Raw genomic sequence first — 17,934 nt, forward strand, 5'->3', positions numbered from 1 at the left:
GCTACTGCGCCGCCTTCACCGTCAGCGATTGCAGGTTGCGCGCCCAGCGTGCGGGCTTTTTGTCTTCCGAAAGAACGAGCTTGAACGCGCCATCCTGCGCAAGCGCCACACCATCCAGCGCATCCGCGACAATGCTCTGCCCATTACGGCAATCCGGATTGGTGTCACAGAGCGTGATCGCTACCTGAAAACCATCGGTAGCTCCGGCAATAATCAGCGTCATATTGCCCGACACCTTCGGCCCTTCACCCTTCGCAGGCGCAACCAGGGCCAGCAGTTCTTTCACCGGAACGCCGGAGTAGCTTTCGTCTTTGTTGGTGTGTACGTTATGCACGTTCACCGTCACGTGCGGCAGAGCCTTGAAATCTGCGGCTGAAAACGTCTTTGCCGTACCGGTAAGCCCTGTCACCGTCAGCGAAGTCGACGGCACCGCAGCAGGCTTGTTCATCGCCATACCGCCTTGCGCGGAGACAGAAATGAAAGCAGTCAGTAACGCGCAGGAAAGCAGGACAGACTTCATCATTTCGTCACTCCAAACAGAACGCCGTTCTGGTTATTGCGGATGCAGCGGGTGTAGTTGTACAGGAAGGTATCGCGCTGGCGAGCGTAGTCTTCCACCGTTTTGTAGTGACTCTGTTTCGGATTCAGCAGATAGATCGTGGACACCACGTGAGTTGGATCGTCCATCAGCATATAAATACCAAGCGTATTGCCGGAGACCTCTTTGCGATCCAGCCCCGTCACGCTGAAGGCGCTCAGGCGAGCCGGGCGTGTGGTGTTCTTCGCCACTCCCTTGTCCGATGCCACAATATCGTCAAAATCTTCCAGCAGATAGCGCTTATTGACGGCATAGTTGTCCGGCGCCAGCAGCTCTACCTTCACGCTGGCAAAAGGTTCGGCTCCGGGGTAGGAAAAGGTGATGCGGCGACCGCCCAGCAGCGGGATGCTTTTTTCGCCCTGCTTCGTCTTTGCGGGGCGATCCCGTACGTCCGGCGGCATAGGCTGAACGTCGGTCACGGTCAGGCCATCGGGAAAGGCGCAGGATTCGTACGCCCGCAGCTCCGGAGATTCCTTCTGGGCAACGGCGGCTAACGGGGAAAACGCGATCAGGACGGCAAGAGCGGTGCGCAGAGAAGCCATAGAGAGAACACTAACGGAGCAGGCATCGTATACTCAAGCCATGTCAGTCGTGAAGAACATTGCCGGCATTGCCAAGGGCATGAGCATCACCTTCAAGGAGATGCTGCAGCCGTCAGAGGTTGAAAACTACCCCGACGGCGCGGGACCCATGCGCGGCGCCATCTTCCAGGAGCGTTTCCGCGGCAAGCACCAGTTGCAGCGCGATGAAAATGGCCTGGAAAAGTGTGTAGCCTGTTTCCTGTGCGCGGCGGCCTGCCCGTCGAACTGCATTTACATCGAGGCAGCCGAGAACACCGAAGAGACACGCATTTCCTCGGCCGAGCGCTATGCCAAGGTCTACAACATTGACTACAACCGCTGCATCTTCTGCGGCTATTGCGTGGAAGCGTGCCCCACGGACGCCATCACGCATGGTCACGGCTTTGAGCTGGCCAGCCTGAATGCGACGAACCTGGTCATGCGCAAGGAAGACCTGCTGATGCCGATACTGCCGTCGACGCTGAAGCCCGGTAGCAGCGAAGATCGCGTAGAACTGCTCTCGTAACCTCATAGAAAGTTTGTGTTTCCAAGGGCGCGATGCGGATTCTGCATCGCGCCTTTCGCATGTATGGGTGTCCCAGGTTCGCGAAGCTAACCTGGGTATTCCTGCAAAAGCACGAACCGACATACAAGTGTTTCCCACAACGCCCATACCATCAAGGTCCGTCATTCTGAGCGAAGCGAAGAATCCCGACGAAGTTTAGCCCTGCCACAACGCCAAACCTCTTTCAGCCAAAGAACCCAAACCAGCTTCGCGAAAGCGAAGCTCCATACGAACGAAGTTCGTCATCCTGAGCGAAACGCAGTGAAGCCGAAGCATGCCCTCGAGCAAAGCGAAGGGGACCTGCATTTCTTTCTGCCCACTACAATGCCCCCGGAAAGCCACGCTTGTATCCGAACATCATTCTCCATAAGCCTCCACTTGCCCAAATCATCACAAATCCCGTCAAATAAAGAGTGATGAGCATTCCGTTCGATAGCAACAATCCTCTTTCCAGCATAAGCACTCTGCCTTATCAGGCACCGCCGTTTGACCTGATCCGCGACGAACATTACATGCCTGCATTCGAAGCTGGCATGGCAGAAGCACGTGCAGAAGTCGACGCAATCATCGCGAACGCGGAAGCACCCTCGTTTCAGAACACGATCGTTGCCCTGGAGAAAACCGGAGAGCTGTTGAACCGCGTGGCGCATGCGTTCTACGCAGTCTCCGGCGCACACACCAATCCGACATTGCAACAGTTGCAGCAGGATGTAGCGCCGAAACTCGCAGCGCACAGCGACAGCATCAACCTGGACGAGCGTCTGTTTGCACGTGTGAAAGCTGTCTACGATCAGCGCGCGTCGTTGTCGCTGGATGCGGAATCGCTCCGGTTACTGGAGCTTACCTACGACGGATTTGTGAAGTCCGGCGCGCTGTTGAGCGACCCGGACAAGAACACGCTGAAGGCTCTGAATCAGGAACAGTCCACGTTGCAGGCAAAGTTCATTAACTGCGTACTGGCCGCCATGAAGGAAGGCGGCTTGCAGGTGGCAACGCGAGAAGAACTCGATGGCCTGAGTGATGTAGAGATCGCAGAAGCTGCAAAAGCTGCAAAAAACCGCGAATTGGAAGGCTTTTATCTCACATTGCAGAACACCACGCAGCAGCCTGCACTTGCTTCGTTAAAGAATCGCGAAACACGCCAGGCACTGTGGCAGGCCTCACTGTCACGCGCGGAAAAGGGCAATGCAAGCGATACACGCGAGATGATCACGCGGCTGGCGCAACTCCGCGCCCAGCGCGCGCGCATGCTTAGTTATGAAAACTATGCAGCGTGGAAACTGAACGATCAGATGGCATGCACACCGCAGGCTGCCATTGCATTCCTCGATAATCTCGTCCCTGCCGCGCTCGTTGGCGCAAAGGCAGAAGCAGCGGCAATGCAGGAGCTGATCGGTAGCGAGTTTACGTTAGAGGCGTGGGACTGGGCCTTCTACGCAGAACAAGTGCGCAAGGCGAAGTACGACATCAACGAAGACGAGGTCAAGCAATACTTCGATCTGAACCGTGTCTTCGAAGACGGTGTTCTGTATGCCGCAACGCAACTCTATGGCATCACGTTTGCCAAACGCAAGGACCTGCCCGTCTACCATTCTGACGTTGTGACGTATGAGGTCTTCAATGAAGACGGCTCTCACCTGGCGCTTCTTTATTGCGATTTCTACCGCCGCGACTCCAAGCGCGGCGGCGCGTGGATGAGTTCACTCCTCACGCAATCAAAGCTGTTGGGGTACGCACCCATCATCACCAACGTGTGCAACTACACCAAACCCGTGGATGGTCAGCCGACGCTCATCGACAGCGATGAAGTGAACACACTCTTCCATGAGTTCGGCCACGCACTCCACGGCATGTTGAGCGATGTCATGTACCCGTCGCTCAGCGGAACATCCGTGCCGCGCGACTTTGTAGAATTCCCCTCGCAGTTCAATGAGCACTGGGCTTCGTATCCTGCGGTATTCGCAAATTACGCGAAGCACTGGCAAACGGGCGAGGCAATGCCGGAACAACTACAGGCAAAGCTGAAGGCCACGAAGAATTTCAACGGCGGCCACGCGCTAACGGAAGTGCTTGCAGCGGCTGAAGTGGATCTGAAGTGGCATACCTTGTCTTCCCTCGAAGCATTGCAGCAGGCTGACGACTTTGAGATGAAGGCGCTGGCAGAGAAGGGGATCGATTTTGCGCTGGTCCCTCCGCGCTACCGTTCCACGTACTTTGCACACATCTTCGGCGGCGGTTACGCCGCGGGTTACTACGCCTACCTATGGGCCGAGATGCTCGACAGTGACGCCTATCACTGGTTCGAACAGAACGGAGGCCTCAGCCGTGCAAACGGCGACCGCCTTCGCAGCATGATCCTCTCACGCGGCAACACCGCTGATCCCGCAGAACTGTATCGCGAATGGGCAGGACGCGACCCGAAGATAGGTCCCATGCTGCAACAGCGCGGCATCCCGGACTCAGCCGTAACAGGATAGCAATCACGCGAGATCATCAGTCGGATAGTAGCCATGCCAGATCATCTGCCGGATAGTAGCCATGCCACATTATCGATGTAGCCGGATGGCAACCACACGCCTCATCGTCAGCCAACCGGGTGCCCCAGGTTCGCGCAGCTAACCTGGGCCGAGCAGCAAAGCTGCTCCATTCGTGCGAAAGCGCGACCAGCGAGGCCTCAACGGTCAAAGACCATCACCCAGCGAAGCTCAACGGTTGAAAGATCCCGAGCAAAGCTCCTGCGGTCGAAAGACCGTCATTCTGAGCAAAGCGAAGAATCCAGACGAACTCCCCTCTCGCCAAGGCCCTCACAATCTTCCAGCCAAAACCCCAAACCAGCTTCGCAAGGCGAAGCTCCAACGCGCAAAGCGCGTCTTCTTTGAAGGGGCACGGCTTCAGCCGTGCCATAAGAAACCCAAACCAAGAAAAAACCGCGCGGCCAAAAAGACAAACAGGAGCATGAAGCAAATCCCGCGCGTCTACAGAAGATCATGGCTGGCACCAAGCCGAAGGCATCAGAACCTGTCAAGCCCCTAAACCACCCAACTCCAACAAACCAAAAGCAATAGAGGTGGCATGTTATTTCCCCCAAACCACTAAAATAGAAGGAGAAGAGAAAAGGGCCACGCAAAGCGCGGCCCTAACCCATTTAGAAAGACGGTTTTGCCCATAACCCCAACAGAAAGACGATTTTACAGCCACCAAAACCCTAACCCCAATCAAAAGGCGATTTTAGAAAAAGAGGGGGAGGGAGGGGGTTACCCCTCCGGATCATACCCAAGGTTGGGGCCAAGCCAGCGTTCCACTTCCGCAACGGTCCAGTTCTTTCGCTGTGCGTAGTCTTCTGCCTGATCACGATCGATCTTGCCCAGCGAGAAGAAACGCGATTCCGGATGCGCGAAATAGATGCCGCTGATGCTTGAGCCGGGCCACATGGCAAAGGATTCGGTAATCTCAATACCGGTGTTTTCCTGCACCTTCAGCAGCTTCCAGATGGTGCCTTTCTCCGTGTGATCGGGGCACGCAGGATAACCGGGCGCAGGACGAATGCCGCGATACTTCTCGCGGACCATGTCCTCCACCGACAGCCCCTCGCAACGGCCATAGCCCCACTCATCACGCACCTGCTTATGCAGCGCCTCCGCAAAAGCTTCTGCAAGGCGATCAGCAATCGCTTCCGCCATGATGGCGCTGTAGTCATCGTGCTCTTCGCGGAACTTCATCACAAGTTCCTTCAGGCCAATACCGCTTGTGACAGCGAAGGCGCCGATGGTATCGGGCAAACCTGTCTCCTTCGGAGCGATGAAGTCCACAAGCGAGCGGCAAGGCTCATTGCCTTCACGATGCGCCTGCTGGCGCAGGAAGTAGAAGTGTGTGAGGACTTCGCTGCGTGATGCATCGGTGTACAGCTCCACATCGTCACCGACAGCATTGGCAGGGAAGAGACCGTACACGCCGCGTGCCGTAAGTAGCTTCTCCGCGATGATGCGGTCAAGCATCTTGTTGCCATTGGCGAACAGTTCACGTGCTTCCGTGCCCTGCTTCTCATCGTCGAGGATGCGCGGATAGAGTCCCTTCAGGCCCCAGGCGTGGAAGAAGGGTGACCAGTCAATGTATTCCCGCAGCGTCTCCAGCGGGAAGTTATCGAGGACGCGCACGCCGGTGAACTCCGGTGTAGCGATATCTTCACTCTTCCACGCGATGGGCGTGCGACGCTCGCGTGCCTTTGCCAGCGACACCATAGGCTGCTTAGGCGCCGCGTGTGCCTTGCGGACCGCTTCATACTCTGCATGATGCTGCTCAATGAACTGTGTGCGGTTCTCTTCGCTGAGCAGGCTTGTAGTGACCGGGACGGCGCGGCTGGCATCGGTGACGTGAACCACCGGCTGACTGTAATGCGGCGCAATCTTGATTGCCGTATGGGCACGGCTGGTGGTTGCGCCACCGATGAGCAGTGGCAGCGTGAAGTTCTGCCGCTCCATCTCGCGCGCGACATGCACCATCTCATCAAGGGATGGCGTAATGAGGCCGCTGAGGCCGATGATGTCCGCACGCACTTCCTTGGCGCGTTCCAGAATCTTCTCCGCGGGCACCATCACGCCCATGTCGATCACTTCGAAGTTGTTGCACGCAAGTACGACACCAACGATGTTCTTGCCTATGTCATGCACGTCGCCCTTGACGGTGGCGAGCACGATCTTACCCTGAGCTTTGATCTCAATGCCTGCTGCGGCAAGTGTTGCCTTCTCCTGCTCCATGAAAGGAGTGAGCCATGCAACGGCCTTCTTCATCACACGCGCGGATTTAACCACCTGGGGAAGGAACATTTTGCCTGCACCGAAGAGGTCGCCGACGATGCTCATGCCAGCCATCAATGGGCCTTCGATGACAAGCAAAGGACGGCCTAACTTTTGCCGTGCTTCTTCCGTATCCTGTTCGATGTATGCATCGATACCTTTGACCAGGGCGTGTGCAATGCGTTCTTCCACAGTGCCACTGCGCCACTCCTCCACCTTCTTTTCCGCGGCCTCGGTGTTTGCCGATCCAGAAGCCTTCAGCTTCTCACCAAAGTCGACGAGACGTTCCGTGGCATCCGGGCGGCGGTTCAGCAGAACATCTTCAACGAGTTCCTTCAGCTCCGGCTCGATCTCTTCATAGACCTCGAGCATGCCTGCGTTGACAATGCCCATGTCCATGCCTGCGGCGATGGCGTGGAAGAGGAACGCGGAGTGCATCGCTTCGCGTACCTTGTTGTTGCCGCGAAAGCTGAAGGAGATGTTGGAGACGCCGCCGCTAACCTTGGCATGGGGCAGGTTCTGCTTGATCCAGCGTGTGGCGTTGATAAAGTCCACGGCGTAGTTGTTGTGCTCCTCCATGCCGGTGGCTACCGTGAGGATATTGGGATCGAAGATGATGTCTTCCGGCGGGAAGTGGACAACGTCCACAAGCAAGCGATAAGCGCGCTCACAGATGCGGATCTTGTCTTCGTAAGTGGCCGCCTGCCCCTGTTCATCAAAGGCCATGACGACGACCGCAGCGCCAAACTTACGCACCGTGCGTGCATTCTGCAGGAACTTCTCTTCGCCTTCCTTCAGCGAGATGGAGTTGACAATGCCTTTGCCCTGCAGGCACTTCAAGCCAGCTTCAATGACCTCCCACTTGGAGGAGTCCACCATGAAGGGGACCTTGGCGACTTCAGGCTCGCTGGCGAGGAGTTGCAGGAAGCGCGACATGGCGGCAACGCCGTCGATCATGCCCTCGTCCATGCAGATGTCGATGACGTTGGCGCCGTTCTCGACCTGCTGACGCGCGATGGCGACGCCTTCCTCGTATTTGCCTTCCTTGATCAGCTTTGCAAACTTCGGCGAACCGGCAACGTTGGTGCGTTCGCCCAACATGATGAAGACACCAGGCTGCTGCGTGAAGGGTTGCGATCCTGAAAGGCGCAGGGGGCGTTGCGGAATCATCGTGCTCCAGCCAGTTCTAATGCGTATTCACGCGGGTGTTTGCCGTCGAGGGCTTTTGCAATGGCGGCGATGTGTTCCGGTGTGTTGCCGCAGCATCCGCCTGCAATGTTGATGAGACCGTTCTTTGCGAAGTCGCTGAGGAAGCGCGCCATGTCTTCCGGTTCCAGATCGAAGCCTGTGGGTGACAGGGGATTGGGCAGGCCCGCGTTGGGATAAGCGCTGATGGCGGTGTGGGCCTTGGCTGCGAGTTCGCTAAGGAATGGAAACATCAAATCCGGGCCAATGGAGCAGTTCAGGCCCACAGACAGTGGGTTTACATGGCTCACCGCATTCCAGAATGCTTCCACAGTCTGTGCGGAGATCATGGTTTCACCACCACGACCAACAGCTGCGGAGATCATCACGGGCAGTTCGACCCTGTCTTCGTCAAAGACTTCGCGGATGGCAACGAGCGCGGCCTTCGCGTTCAGTGAATCGAAGATGGTTTCTACGAGCAGCGTGTCCACTTTACCCGCAATCAGTGCGCGTGTTTGCAGTTTGTACGCCTCGCGAACCTGATCGAAAGTGACCACGCGGAAGCCGGGATCGTCGGCGTCCGGAGAGTTTGAGAGCGAAACGGTCAGCGGACCGATGGCACCTGCAACAAAACGCTGGCGACCGTCGTCGCTGGCCACGTTATCGGCCCATTCGCGGCACTGCAGCGCAGAGACTTCGTTAATCTCCCACGCGAGATCGTTGAGGAACTTATTCTCAAGGATCTGCTGATAGAACGCGGGGTCTTTGCGGCCGCCATGTTCGCGCGGATCTTCTACGAAAAACTCACTCTGCGCAATGCCTGTGGCAGAAAATGTGTTCGTTTCCACGATGTCTGCACCCGCGATGAGGAAGCGGCGATGAATATCGCAGATCATCTTCGGTTGCGTGAGTGAGAACAGATCGCCATTGTTTAGCAGGTCTTTGGGGGCGTCTTTGAAGCGTTCACCGCGCATGTCGGCTTCCGTCATCCCGTAGGTACGGATGGTGGTGCCCATGGCGCCGTCAATAATGGCGATGCGCTCCTGAAGGACTTTACGCAGAGGATGTTGATCGCTATTCGAAGACATATCAAAGATTTGATGATACTGGAGTGCAATGCGACGCGTCCGGCATCCCTTTGCTTCGCATCCTTCTGTACACTGAAACTGCTCGTTTCATTGTGGAAGAGCTTGTAGTCGACGTCATCCAAATATGTCTCTGATTCCTTCTGAAGTACCGACAAAAACCATTCTGCATATCTGCTCGCGCGAGACGTTACGCCCGTTGCGAGACCAGATCCTTCGTCTTTCGGGATTTGAGGTAGATTCCACGCTCTCCACTACCGAAGGCCTTTCGATGTTCTGGACCAGGTTGTACGACCTAGTGCTGATTGATGTCGAGGGTGAGCAGAAGATTAGGGCTGCTGAGGAGCTATGCTCTGAAATCAAAACAGGACAGCCTGAGCAGATTGTGGCTTTTGTTTGCAACTGGCGTGTTGCGGTGATGACGGATTGCCCGGATGAAATCCTCCGCACAGAGTTTGATCCGCATCGCTTTGTATCTGGTGTGCGCACCATCCTGTCTCACGTGGAGAACTAACTCGCAGGTTCCAATGCGCGTGAACGGTTGGCAAAGAGCGCCTCATCCGCGTCTTCCAGAAGGTGAGGAAGAGTGACACCGTGTTCGGCAATGGCGACGCCGATGGAGACGGAAGCGCGATAGCCGAAGTCAAACGGGATTGCGTGGATGGCGTCCCGCAGGCGTTCCGTCATCTCCTGGAGGCTATCGGCAGAGCATCGCGGTAGAAGTAATGCAAACTCGTCGCCACGAAGCCGCGAACACACAGCGCGCGGATGTTTTGCAGAGAACTGGCGTAAGCGTGCTGCAACGGAGCGCAGAACCATGTCGCCCACGCCATAGTTGAAATCTTCATTCACACGACCGAAGCCGTTGATATCCACGAGGAGCAGGGCTACGGGGAAATTCCGCGGCAAGGGGGCAAGGGTATCGAAGGTTTCGGCAAGCCACTTGCGATTGCCAATGCCAGTCTTGGGATCTTCGTTGGCCTTGCGTTCCAGTTCCAGCGTGGTCTGGCGAAGTGATTCCTGCTCACGCAGGTGTTCGCGATAGAGCAGATGCGTGCGCGTGATGAAGAGCAGAAGCACCAGTAGCATAGCGCCGTGTTGCAGCATGGATGTGGGCGCCGGTGTGACCACTGCAATTCCGCCTGCACCGAATGACAGAAGAGAAAAAAGCAGGTTGTGTGAGAACGCTCCGGGGCGTCGTCCACTGGTGTGAACACCACGCTGTTTCAGAATCCGGTTTGCATCCCAGCAGAAGTAAAGAGGACCTGCGGCAAGTGCCAAGGACAGCAGTATCAGTGCGAGGCGAGAGTTTGCTTCGATGGTTGCGATGGAACGTGCTGCAAGGGCCACCAGAAGGTAGCGTGTGACTAGTCCGGAAAACTGCACATTGCTGCGCGATGCACTGGAGAGATAGCTTGCGCCTGCAGCAAGACATAGGAAGAACAGTAAGAGGACTGGTGCACGAAGCCCATGATTCTCCGTAACCAGCTTCTGTCCCGCAGGCAAAGTCATAAGTGTGAGCAACAGGATGGTACTTACATCCACGGTGCGCAGTGCGAGATTGCGGCGTGTTTGCAGTGAGATCAGGGATAGAAGAAGGAAAAAAACGGCAACGGCATAAAAGCCAGCTTTAAGCCAGCCGATGGCAGGGACGGGGGCGAATGTGGCGATGCCCGGAAGGTCCAGAACAGTTGCCGCTCCACGGAAAAGGAAGTGCAGGGAGAGGTAGTGCCAGCGCGCCCCGGATAATCCCCAGTGACTACGCACCATCACGATGCATGTGATGGCTGCCATGCACGACGCGAGGCTCGGCAGCAGAGGCATGAGCCAGTCGATCCCCGTGATCAATTGTGCGAAGAGAGGAAGAAATGCCGCAAAGAAGAGGCTGATGGCCAGTCCGGCGGACGAGAGCGGGCGCACTGGACGAGCCTGTGTTGGAACCATTGACCTCATCCTTACGAATCTCAGGGGAACTCCTTCAGTCTAAACCTTTTCGCGCAATCGCCAGACGGGGACTCATGTCTTTGGTTGCACGGTGCCTGAAGCATTGGTATAAAGAAGCAACATCCTTTTCTGCAGTGGTTTCACGCAGATTCGGATTTCATGAAGAGTGGCTGAGGGATGAGCCCTGCGACGCCACGACAACCGGACGAGTCTGTACCGGTGTCAACTCTCTCCTGGGGAACCGGGGAACATGAGATTCGGGATACGGCTTCTCCGCAGCTTGTTCGGACCAGCAGTATGACCGTCTAATCAGACTTCCTTCCGCGCGGCGCCATCTATCGCCATGGAACGCGCCACATCCAAGAGAGCGTCGCAGTGCAGTGTCTTTCTTCCACACCGGAAGAGGGTTCTATGTCGTCTGCGTGTACACCGTATGAGCTTTACTCGAAGGAATCGGGTAAGAGCTATGGCAACCAGCCGCTGAGCATCTGCGACGAATCGTTTACGCCTCTGGAAGTGCGTTACGACCTGGAAGCTGCGAAGCCTCTGTTCACGAAGAAGATTGTCGAAGCCGGTCCGGACAACATGTGGCGCTATCGTTCGCTGCTGCCCATTCCTGAGGGATTTGAGCCAGACCTGCCGGTAGGATTTACGCCGCTGGTGCGTGCGAAGAACCTGGGGAAGCGCCTTGGTTCACAGAACCTGTATGTGAAGAACGATGCTGTCTGCTTCCCTACACTGAGCTTCAAGGATCGCGTGGTGGCAGTGGCGCTGGCCAATGCGCGTGCGTTTGGCTTTGATGTGGTGGGCTGCTCGTCGACCGGTAACCTGGCGAACTCGGTGGCGGCACAGTCGGCCCGGCTGGGCATGAAGGCTTGCATTCTGGTTCCCGCCGACCTTGAACCCGCGAAGATTCTGAATACCTTGATTTACGGTGCACGTCTGGTGCGCATTGATGGCAACTATGACCATGTAAATCGTTTGTGCAGCCTGATTGCTGATCAGTACAACTGGGGCTTCGTGAACGTGAATCTGCGCCCTTACTACGCAGAGGGTTCCAAGTCTGTGGGCTTTGAAATTGCGGAACAACTGGGATGGAAGCTGCCGGACAACGTTGTTGTTCCGATGGCCGGTGGTTCGCTGATCCGCAAGATCAAGAAGGCGTTCGATGAGCTTGTCTATCTCGGTCTTGTCGAAGCAAAGCATGTGCGTTTCTTCGGTGCGCAGGCCACGGGCTGCTCGCCTATTGCGCAGGCCGTGAAGAACAACACGGAGACCATCACACCGCAGAAGCCCTCGACCATTGCGCGTTCGCTGGCGATCGGTAATCCGGCGGATGGTCCGTTTGCCTCTCGCATGATTCGCGAGACTGGCGGATGGGCTGAGGATGTGTCCGACATCGAAGTGGTCAGCGGCATCCAGGAACTGGCGGAGACGGAAGGCATCTTCACCGAGACCGCAGGTGGCGTCACGACGGCTGTAACCGCCAAGCTGATTGCGCAGGGACGCATTGCAGAAGATGAACTGACCGTTGTGTGCATCACGGGTAACGGCCTGAAGACAACCGATTGCATTGCGGATCGCTTTACGCTGGGCCGCGCGGTGCGTCCGCGCCTGGCGGACTTTGAAGAGTACATCAATGAGCTGGACGGACTTGCTGCATCTGCTGCAGAGCCGGAACTGGCACTTGCAGGAGGAAACTAAGTTGGCAATTCGAGTAATGCTTCCCGCCGCCTTTGCGCGGCACACGGCAGGAACCAAGCAGGTGCAATCTGAGGCAGGCACGCTACCCGCGCTGGTGGACGATCTGGGAGTGAAGTTTCCGGAACTGGGCGTGCATATCAAGGATGAAGACGGCACGCTGCGTAAGTTCATCAATGTGTATGTCAACGATGAGGACATCCGCTTCCTGGGCGGAGATACGTATCAGTTTCAGGACCGCGATGAGGTCATGTTTATTCCTTCCATCGCCGGTGGCTGCATGTAGTTTTCCTTTCAAGGGTAAAGAAACGGGAGCCATGACGGCTCCCGTTTTCTTTTGGCAACCTGGATTCGTTCGCCTAGACGCCGTGCATCAGCAGCACGATGAGAACAATGATGGCCAGCAGGCCCAGACCGCCGCTGGGGTAGTAGCCCCATCCACGGCTGTAAGGAAGGATGGGCGCGGTGCCGAAGGCCAGCAGCAGGAGGATGATGAGAAGAATCAGCATGGGGAAGTCTCCTTTCAAAAATCGCGTGCGCCGGTTGTGCGACAGGAGACTAGATGCGTGGGGCTTCCGAATGCGTTTCCTCAGCGCGCGCGATTTGATTTTATGAAAGCGCATACAACCACTGCCCCCGCACATGCTTCTATTTGCAGGGTGTTTTCATCCGCTGAGGCGGAGCAGGAGGAAGGGTTATGTTTCTGGCAATTGCGGGTGTTCTGTTCCTGATCTGGCTGCTTGGCGAAATTTTTACTCATGGTGCCAGTCTGGCGATCCATATCCTGGCCATTGTGTGGGTGATTTCGTTGATCGGCGGTCTGTTTAGCGGCAAGAAGTAATGTGAGGGGCGGAAACAGAAAGGGCCGACGTTATTATGTCGGCCCTTTGTGATGCTTGTCTTTTATTATTGCCGTGCTTCTGTAGCAGGGCGAAGCGTGCTGGGAGGAGGCATCTTCGGATTGAGTGCTTCCGGTTTCTCGTCTTCCAGCCTGGGTAGCGGGCCCTCAAGCGCGAGCTTCAGCACGTCATCCATTTCCGCCACGAAGTGCAGCTTCATCTCGTCCTTGATGAGTTGAGGCAGTTCGGCGTAATCCTTCTCGTTGTCCTTTGGCATGACGGCTTCGCGGATGCCAGCGCGATGCGCTGCCAGGAGCTTCTCTTTCAATCCACCGATCGGCAAAACCTTACCGCGCAACGTAACTTCACCAGTCATGGCGATATCGCGACGCACAGGGATCATGGTCAGCGCAGAGGTGAGCGCCGTGGCCAGCGTAATGCCTGCAGACGGGCCATCCTTGGGAATGGCGCCTTCCGGGACATGTACGTGGATGTCAATGTTGCGATAGAAGTCCTTGGGCAGGCCCAGATGCTGCGCACGGCTGCGGACGTAGCTGAGAGCAGCCTGCGCGGACTCCTGCATCACATCGCCAAGCTGGCCCGTGGTGGTGAGCTTACCCTTGCCATCCAGTACCTGCACTTCAGTCTGCAGGATGCTGCCGCCGACTTCGGTCCATGCAAGGCCGGTGACAAGGCCCACTTCGCTCTTTTCCTGCATGAAGGAGTCGCGGAACTTCTGCGAGCCCAGATAGTCGGCAATGTTTTCTGCCGTGATGGATTCTTTCTTGTGCTTCGTGCCTTCCTTCACCACGCGGCGAACGGCCTTGCGGCAGACATTGCCGATCTCGCGCTCCAGGTTACGAACGCCGGCTTCGCGTGTGTAGCTGCGGATAAGCTCCTTCAGGCCCTCTTCGGTGAACTCGATGTTGTCCGCTGTCAGGCCGGTGGCTTCCATCTGTTTCTTGACGAGGTACTGCTTGGCGATTTCCAGCTTTTCAACTTCGGTATAGCCATGCAGACGCAGGATTTCCATGCGGTCCTGTAGCGGACCGGGAATGGTGTGCAACACGTTTGCCGTGGCCACGAAGAGCACCTGCGACAGGTCATATTCCACGTCCAGGTAATGGTCCTGGAAGGTTGCGTTCTGTTCGGGGTCAAGAACTTCCAGCAATGCGGCCGATGGATCGCCGCGGAAGTCGTTGGCCATCTTATCGACCTCGTCGAGCATGATGACCGGATTCTTTGTTCCGGCCTTCTTCATCGACTGGATGATCTGGCCCGGCAGGGAACCAATGTACGTGCGGCGATGTCCGCGGATCTCCGCTTCATCGCGCACGCCACCCAAAGACATGCGGACGAACTTGCGTCCGGTGGCCTTGGCGATGCTCATGCCGAGTGAGGTTTTGCCAACGCCCGGAGGTCCGACGAAGCAGAGGATAGAACCCTTAGGATTCTTCACTAACTGTCGCACCGCAAGAAATTCAAGGATGCGGTCCTTGATCTTCGGCAGGCCGTAATGGTCTTCGTTCAGGATGGTTTCCGCGTGTTCAATGTTGCGGATGTCCTTGGACTTCTTCTTCCACGGCACGGCCAGTAACCAGTCGAGATAGTTGCGGCTGACGGTGGATTCTGCCGACATAGGCGGCATGGCCTCAAGCTTCTTCAGCTCCTGGATGGCCTTGTCAAAGGCTTCCTTCGGCATGCCTGCGGCTTCAATCTTCTTCTTCAGCTCGTCCCACTCAGACTTTTCGCCGCGGCCCAGTTCCTTCTGGATGGCCTTGATCTTCTCGTTGAGGTAGTACTCTTTCTGCGCGCGTTCCATCTGCCGCTTCACACGCGATTGCACGGTGCGGTCCACGTTCAGTTTTTCAATGGCAATGTCGAGAACATCGGCGATCTTGGCGAGGCGCTGCGCAGGATCGAAGAGATCGAGCAGTTCCTGTTTCTCTTCAATGGAGAGCTGCAGGTTGGCGGCGATGACGTCTGCCAGTTTGGTGGGGTCATCTGTGCGGACGCTGGCCACCATCGTCTCGTAGTTGAGGCTCTGCTGCAGTTTCAGGTGCTGCTCAAAGCGCTGCTGCACAAGCTGCATCAACTGCTCAATCTGCGGCGTGATGACGAGCTCCGTCTTGCCGGTGCGCACGGTCGCGACGAAGAAACCATCCTCGTCGTTCAGTTCCACGGTGCGGGCGCGTTCCACGCCTTCCACCAGGACCTTGATATTGCCATCCGGCATCTTCACGGACTGCACAATGTTGCCGATGGTGCCGGTCTCATAGATGTCGTCGGAGGTGGGTTCGTCGATGCTGGCGTCGTGCTGCGTGGCGAGGAAGATTTTGCGGTCGCCTGTGAGAGCTTCATCCAGTGCGCGTACGCTGGATTCGCGGCCTACGACAAAGGGGGTCATCATGTGAGGAAAGATGACCATGTCGCGGATGGGCATCATGGGGAGTTTACGTACTTCGCCGTGGGGCTGATCAGTCTGTTTCGGCATGGGTCTCCCTCATTAGACGTCGCAACACCGCGCAGGATGCGACGTGTGTGGACACTTCCGGTGATTGTACTGCCTTTGTGGTGTGTAAATTTGGCGGGAAATCAGATGCAAAACAGAACGCGGCGACCATTGTGGTCGCCGCGTTCTGTTTTTAGAAATCAGCCCGCTTTTTCAAGAGGGAGGGGGAGAGTAACGGTACGGTTCTTCACCATTTCCGCTGTAATCTCCAGTTCCTTCACCTTCTTGTTCGTTGGGATTGTGTACATCAGGTCCAGCATCAGTTCTTCCAGAATCATGCGCAGACCGCGTGCACCCACCTTGCGGTTCAGGGCTTCATGCGCGATGGCCTGTGCCGCTTCCGGAGTCCAGGTGACCTTGACACCTTCAAACTCGAACAGCTTCGCATACTGCTTCAGAATGGCGTTGCGCGGACGCGTCAGGATGTCGATCAAAGCAGCTTCATCCAGCTCGTCTAAAATGCCAAGTACGGGCAGACGACCAACGAACTCAGGGATCAGGCCGTACTTCAGCAGATCCTGCGGTTCTGCCTGGCGCAGCATCTCCGTATCACGCTGCGGACGAATCGGAGTGACGTCCGCTTCCTTGCCTTCGACGGTGGTCTTAAAGCCAAGCGCCTTCTTACCAATACGACGGGCGATCACCTTTTCCAATCCGACGAATGCGCCACCGCAGATGAACAGGATGTTCGTCGTATCCACGATGGTGAATTCCTGATGCGGATGCTTGCGGCCACCCTGAGGAGGAACGTTGGCAACGGTGCCTTCCAGCATCTTCAGCAGCGCCTGCTGTACGCCTTCGCCGCTGACGTCACGGGTAATGGAGGGGTTCTCGTCCTTGCGGCCGATCTTGTCGATTTCGTCGATGTAGATAATGCCCTGTTGCGCGCGGGTCACATCGCCGTCGGCGGCCTGCAGCAACTTCAGGATGATGTTTTCCACATCTTCACCCACGTAACCGGCTTCGGTCAGAGTGGTGGCATCGACGATCGCGAAGGGAACATCCAGCATCTTGGCCAGCGTCTGTGCCAGCAGGGTCTTGCCGCTGCCGGTGGGGCCCACGAGCAGGATGTTCGACTTGGCAAGTTCCACATCGTTACCGCGTGTGCGGTTCATCTGGATGCGCTTGTAGTGGTTGTAGACCGCTACGGCGAGCTTCTTCTTGGTGAGATCCTGGCCGATGACGTACTCATCGAGGAACGCCTTCACCTCATGCGGCTTGGGCAGATGGGCCGGGGCCGATCCTGGCGTGGTCTCTGCGCGGTCGTCTTCCAGGATTGAGTTACAAACAGCGACGCACTCGTCGCAGATGTACGCGCGTGGGTAATCCGATGGGGAAGAGATCAGCTTCGCTACTGCATCCTGCGACTTATGGCAGAACGAGCACCGTAGCGAGTCGTCAGTGCCCTTGGAAGTCTTCATCGAGTCGAGAGCTCCTTGCCAGGGGAAAAGAAACCTGACAGAGATTCAGTTTACACCCCGTCCACAGACCGGCTGAGGGCGCAGGTACCTATCCTGACGCCATTTCGAACGAGAAATCCACACATTTCCTGTGGCTTAGTCGCAAAAAGCTTCAGTGAATCCTCGGCATGGGAGGCAACGTCCAATAAAAGTGACCGGAACCAAACTGCGTCATTTCACGTATGTGTCTGCATGCCTAAGAGGTCGAAGAATTGAAGCGGATTAAAGGAATGCTTGCTGTTCTGATGTTGACTGCCGTTACCAGCGCCTATGCTTTGCCGCGCGTTGGTGAAGATGCGGTGGTGAAACAGCTGGTTGAGAACTTCCTGAAAGCAGAACAGGGCTACGATGCGGCGTCGCTGGCGCGCATGATCAGCGATAGTTACGTGGAAGTTTCGCCTGCGGGCGAAGTGGATGAACATGACCGCTTCCTGAGTTTCTACGCGCCGGACAAGAAGACGGACTGGCCATCTATGGCTACCAGTGACATACGTGTACGGATGTTTGGTGATACCGCCATTGAGATCGTGAAGTTCACCTACCAGATGCCACAGCCTGATGGCGGCACCCGTTCCATGGAGATGCGCGGCTCGTTTATTGCGCAGAGAGAGAACGGTACGTGGAAGCTGTTGGGCGCACATTACACGGGTATCCGTCATCCGCAGTCGAAGTAACGGAACGGTGTTCCGTAT

General features: G+C 56.5%; 15 protein-coding genes and 1 riboswitch. Of the genes, 7 read left to right on the forward strand and 8 right to left on the reverse strand.

Features of this window, described 5'->3' with window-relative positions; genetic code table 11:
- Position 1 precedes the first annotated feature (1 nt).
- Positions 2-523, reverse strand: a complete 522-nt coding sequence (locus AB6729_RS01050) for a hypothetical protein (protein WP_371079710.1) — start codon at positions 521-523, stop codon at positions 2-4.
- Positions 520-1,140 carry a hypothetical protein gene (locus AB6729_RS01055; RefSeq protein ID WP_371079711.1) on the reverse strand — a complete coding sequence of 207 codons (621 nt, stop codon included), beginning with the start codon at positions 1,138-1,140 and terminating at the stop codon, positions 520-522. The genes AB6729_RS01050 and AB6729_RS01055 overlap by 4 nt, the downstream gene beginning before the upstream one ends.
- On the opposite strand from AB6729_RS01055, the gene nuoI reads away from it, so the two are divergent.
- Positions 1,139-1,684, forward strand: a complete 546-nt coding sequence (gene nuoI, locus AB6729_RS01060; RefSeq protein WP_371081168.1) for an NADH-quinone oxidoreductase subunit NuoI — start codon at positions 1,139-1,141, stop codon at positions 1,682-1,684. The genes AB6729_RS01055 and nuoI overlap by 2 nt on opposite strands.
- Positions 1,685-2,139: 455 nt before the next feature.
- Positions 2,140-4,200 (forward strand): M3 family metallopeptidase, encoded by a 2,061-nt coding sequence (locus AB6729_RS01065; RefSeq protein WP_371079712.1) that lies wholly within the window; start codon positions 2,140-2,142, stop codon positions 4,198-4,200.
- Positions 4,201-4,977: 777 nt separating this feature from the next.
- Here AB6729_RS01065 and metH read toward each other — a convergent pair.
- Both metH and AB6729_RS01075 read right to left on the reverse strand, forming a co-directional pair.
- A complete protein-coding gene (metH, locus tag AB6729_RS01070; protein ID WP_371079713.1) occupies positions 4,978-7,686 on the reverse strand; it encodes a methionine synthase in 2,709 nt (902 codons plus the stop codon).
- Positions 7,683-8,789, reverse strand: a complete 1,107-nt coding sequence (locus AB6729_RS01075; RefSeq protein ID WP_371079714.1) for a homocysteine S-methyltransferase family protein — start codon at positions 8,787-8,789, stop codon at positions 7,683-7,685. Before AB6729_RS01075 ends, metH begins: the two co-directional genes overlap by 4 nt.
- A gap of 124 nt (positions 8,790-8,913) precedes the next feature.
- On the opposite strand from AB6729_RS01075, the gene AB6729_RS01080 reads away from it, so the two are divergent.
- Positions 8,914-9,300 carry a hypothetical protein gene (locus tag AB6729_RS01080; protein WP_371079715.1) on the forward strand — a complete coding sequence of 129 codons (387 nt, stop codon included), beginning with the start codon at positions 8,914-8,916 and terminating at the stop codon, positions 9,298-9,300.
- On the opposite strand, the gene AB6729_RS01085 is transcribed toward AB6729_RS01080, so the two are convergent.
- Positions 9,297-10,730 carry a diguanylate cyclase domain-containing protein gene (locus tag AB6729_RS01085; RefSeq protein ID WP_371079716.1) on the reverse strand — a complete coding sequence of 478 codons (1,434 nt, stop codon included), beginning with the start codon at positions 10,728-10,730 and terminating at the stop codon, positions 9,297-9,299. The genes AB6729_RS01080 and AB6729_RS01085 overlap by 4 nt on opposite strands.
- Positions 10,731-10,884: 154 nt before the next feature.
- A riboswitch (SAM riboswitch) is annotated at positions 10,885-10,987 on the forward strand.
- A gap of 154 nt (positions 10,988-11,141) precedes the next feature.
- Between AB6729_RS01085 and thrC the strand changes: the two genes are divergently transcribed.
- Together thrC and AB6729_RS01095 are read left to right on the forward strand one after the other, a co-directional pair.
- Complete coding sequence (gene thrC / locus AB6729_RS01090) at positions 11,142-12,434, forward strand: threonine synthase (RefSeq protein ID WP_371081169.1); 1,293 nt, start codon at positions 11,142-11,144, stop codon at positions 12,432-12,434.
- 1 nt (position 12,435) lies between these two features.
- Positions 12,436-12,717 carry a MoaD/ThiS family protein gene (locus tag AB6729_RS01095; protein ID WP_371079717.1) on the forward strand — a complete coding sequence of 94 codons (282 nt, stop codon included), beginning with the start codon at positions 12,436-12,438 and terminating at the stop codon, positions 12,715-12,717.
- Positions 12,718-12,790: 73 nt separating this feature from the next.
- Here AB6729_RS01095 and AB6729_RS01100 read toward each other — a convergent pair whose 3' ends face one another.
- On the reverse strand, positions 12,791-12,940 hold the full coding sequence (locus AB6729_RS01100) for a DUF3309 family protein (RefSeq protein WP_371079718.1): 150 nt from the start codon (positions 12,938-12,940) through the stop codon (positions 12,791-12,793).
- Between the two features lie 188 nt (positions 12,941-13,128).
- On the opposite strand from AB6729_RS01100, the gene AB6729_RS01105 reads away from it, so the two are divergent.
- Positions 13,129-13,272: a hypothetical protein gene (locus AB6729_RS01105; RefSeq protein ID WP_371079719.1), complete on the forward strand. Its 144-nt coding sequence runs from the start codon at positions 13,129-13,131 to the stop codon at positions 13,270-13,272.
- Positions 13,273-13,337: 65 nt separating this feature from the next.
- On the opposite strand, the gene lon is transcribed toward AB6729_RS01105, so the two are convergent.
- Together lon and clpX are read right to left on the reverse strand one after the other, a co-directional pair.
- Positions 13,338-15,764, reverse strand: coding sequence for an endopeptidase La (gene lon / locus AB6729_RS01110; protein ID WP_371079720.1), 2,427 nt, complete (start codon positions 15,762-15,764; stop codon positions 13,338-13,340).
- A gap of 158 nt (positions 15,765-15,922) precedes the next feature.
- Complete coding sequence (gene clpX, locus AB6729_RS01115) at positions 15,923-17,203, reverse strand: ATP-dependent Clp protease ATP-binding subunit ClpX (RefSeq protein WP_371079721.1); 1,281 nt, start codon at positions 17,201-17,203, stop codon at positions 15,923-15,925.
- 269 nt (positions 17,204-17,472) lie between these two features.
- Here clpX and AB6729_RS01120 point away from each other — a divergent pair, with 269 nt between their 5' ends.
- Positions 17,473-17,916, forward strand: coding sequence for a nuclear transport factor 2 family protein (locus AB6729_RS01120; RefSeq protein WP_371079722.1), 444 nt, complete (start codon positions 17,473-17,475; stop codon positions 17,914-17,916).
- Positions 17,917-17,934: the final 18 nt, after the last annotated feature.

This window comes from Terriglobus sp. RCC_193 (assembly GCF_041355105.1).
In the GTDB taxonomy this organism is placed as follows: domain Bacteria; phylum Acidobacteriota; class Terriglobia; order Terriglobales; family Acidobacteriaceae; genus Terriglobus.

What these genes read in the sequence shown, in the direction of transcription:
- AB6729_RS01050 (WP_371079710.1), bottom strand. Translation starts at nt 523, where the DNA reads ATGATGAAGTCTGTCCTGCTTTCCTGCGCGTTACTGACTGCTTTCATT.
- AB6729_RS01055 (WP_371079711.1), bottom strand. Translation starts at nt 1,140, where the DNA reads ATGGCTTCTCTGCGCACCGCTCTTGCCGTCCTGATCGCGTTTTCCCCG.
- AB6729_RS01065 (WP_371079712.1), top strand. Translation starts at nt 2,140, where the DNA reads ATGAGCATTCCGTTCGATAGCAACAATCCTCTTTCCAGCATAAGCACT.
- metH (WP_371079713.1), bottom strand. Translation starts at nt 7,686, where the DNA reads ATGATTCCGCAACGCCCCCTGCGCCTTTCAGGATCGCAACCCTTCACG.
- AB6729_RS01075 (WP_371079714.1), bottom strand. Translation starts at nt 8,789, where the DNA reads ATGTCTTCGAATAGCGATCAACATCCTCTGCGTAAAGTCCTTCAGGAG.
- AB6729_RS01080 (WP_371079715.1), top strand. Translation starts at nt 8,914, where the DNA reads ATGTCTCTGATTCCTTCTGAAGTACCGACAAAAACCATTCTGCATATC.
- AB6729_RS01085 (WP_371079716.1), bottom strand. Translation starts at nt 10,730, where the DNA reads ATGGTTCCAACACAGGCTCGTCCAGTGCGCCCGCTCTCGTCCGCCGGA.
- thrC (WP_371081169.1), top strand. Translation starts at nt 11,142, where the DNA reads ATGTCGTCTGCGTGTACACCGTATGAGCTTTACTCGAAGGAATCGGGT.
- AB6729_RS01100 (WP_371079718.1), bottom strand. Translation starts at nt 12,940, where the DNA reads ATGCTGATTCTTCTCATCATCCTCCTGCTGCTGGCCTTCGGCACCGCG.
- AB6729_RS01105 (WP_371079719.1), top strand. Translation starts at nt 13,129, where the DNA reads ATGTTTCTGGCAATTGCGGGTGTTCTGTTCCTGATCTGGCTGCTTGGC.
- lon (WP_371079720.1), bottom strand. Translation starts at nt 15,764, where the DNA reads ATGCCGAAACAGACTGATCAGCCCCACGGCGAAGTACGTAAACTCCCC.
- clpX (WP_371079721.1), bottom strand. Translation starts at nt 17,203, where the DNA reads ATGAAGACTTCCAAGGGCACTGACGACTCGCTACGGTGCTCGTTCTGC.
- AB6729_RS01120 (WP_371079722.1), top strand. Translation starts at nt 17,473, where the DNA reads ATGCTTGCTGTTCTGATGTTGACTGCCGTTACCAGCGCCTATGCTTTG.